2 protein-coding genes are annotated in these 1,154 nt (G+C 61.1%); both read left to right on the top strand.

The annotated features are described in order from the left end of the window. Window positions 1-58 precede the first annotated feature (58 nt). Complete coding sequence (locus AC1DY5_RS56515; protein ID WP_478122851.1) at window positions 59-727, top strand: RlmE family RNA methyltransferase; 669 nt, start codon at window positions 59-61, stop codon at window positions 725-727. 148 nt (window positions 728-875) lie between these two features. After that, window positions 876-1,154, top strand: a 279-nt coding sequence (locus AC1DY5_RS56510; protein ID WP_478122850.1) for an ATP-dependent metallopeptidase FtsH/Yme1/Tma family protein, incomplete at its 3' end; no start/stop codon positions are given.

The following is a 1,154-nucleotide window of genomic DNA, read 5'->3' as shown; positions in this document are numbered from 1 at the left end:
ACCTTGCGCTGCGCAGGGGTAAGTTGTATGGCGGGCATCCCCGTATTATCGAGTGTCAATGAACCCCAAACACAAATCCAAGAAGCTGAACAAAGCGTGGCTGCACGATCACCTCAACGATCCCTACGTGAAACTGGCCAACCGGGAGGGTTATCGCGCCCGTGCCGCGTACAAGCTGAAGGAGATCGACGAGACGCTGGGACTCATCCGGCCAGGGCAACTGGTGGTCGACCTAGGCTCCACGCCGGGGGCCTGGAGCCAGTACGTGAGGCGCCGGATGGCCCCTGCGGGCGCCGCTTCGGGCGAGTTGGCCGGCATCATCATCGCGCTCGACATCCTGCCGATGGAGCCGATCGAGGGCGTGACCTTCCTGCAGGGCGATTTCCGCGAGGCCGATGTGCTGGAGAAGCTGGCCGTGGCCATGGACGGCCGGCTGGCCGACGTCGTGGTCTCGGACATGGCGCCCAACCTCTCGGGCATCGCCTCGGCGGACACCGCGCGCATCGCCCACCTGATCGAGTTGGCGATCGACTTCGCCCGCCACCACATGAAGCCCGAGGGCGCGCTGGTCGCGAAGCTGTTCCATGGCAGCGGCTACGCCGAGCTGACGCGGCTCTTCAAGGACAACTTCCGCACCGTGAAACCCATCAAACCCAAGGCTTCCCGCGACAAATCCTCGGAGACCTTCATGGTCGGGATCGGCCTCAAAGGGCTTGATACGAATTGATACGAATCAAAAACCGCTTGTGCCCTATGGCTGCTCTGGGGAATTTACGGGTTTTCGCAGGTTGAAAAGCCTAAAATAGGCGCCAATTGCCGCCCACAGTGCGCTTTTCTGAATCCTATTTTTTGCGCGCCCCCGACTGGAGTTTCGTTTGAACAATCAGTGGTTTTCCAAAGTTGCCGTATGGCTTGTCATCGCGATGGTGTTGTTCACTGTGTTCAAGCAGTTCGACACCCGCGGCGCAGCCGGTGCGGGCAACATCGGCTACAGCGACTTCCTCGAAGAAGTTCGCGGTAACCGCATCAAGAGCGCGACCATCCAGGAAGGCCAGGGAGGCAGCGAGATCGTCGCGATCACCAATGACGACCGCAAGATCCGCACCACCGCCACCTACCTCGACCGCGGCCTGGTCGGCGACCTGATCGCCAAC

It is taken from the genome of Variovorax sp. P4_D9 (genome assembly GCF_056401695.1).
Note: the sequence above shows the minus strand (reverse complement) of the source record. Positions and strands in the feature narration are given on the sequence as shown.

Bases quoted from the DNA above. Each gene is read 5' to 3' on its own strand.
- AC1DY5_RS56515 (WP_478122851.1), top strand. From the start codon at position 59: ATGAACCCCAAACACAAATCCAAGAAGCTGAACAAAGCGTGGCTGCAC.